This window comes from Peribacillus sp. SIMBA_075 (genome assembly GCF_046534585.1).
In genome coordinates, this window is record NZ_JAWRYN010000717.1 from 1 (window position 1) to 268 (window position 268).

General features: G+C 42.9%; 1 protein-coding gene. It reads left to right on the forward strand.

What is annotated here, in order from left to right; translation table 11 throughout:
• Positions 1 to 268 (forward strand): LOG family protein (locus tag SB775_RS30080; protein ID WP_410864910.1); only part of this gene is annotated, 268 nt, incomplete at both ends.

Here is a 268-nt window from a genome sequence, read left to right on the forward strand (position 1 = left end):
GGCAAACGAAGTTCTTCGCTTAGGCGGACGTGTAACAGGTGTTATGCCACGCGGTCTATTCCGAGGAGAAATTGTTCATACAGGGCTAACAGAATTAATTGAAGTAGAAACGATGCACGAGCGCAAAGCGAAAATGGCAGAGCTTGCGGATGCTTTTATTGCATTACCAGGCGGATACGGAACGTTTGAAGAGCTATTTGAAGTAGTATGTTGGTCACAAATTGGTATACATAATAAGCCGGTTGGTTTATTGAACATAAAAGGCTTT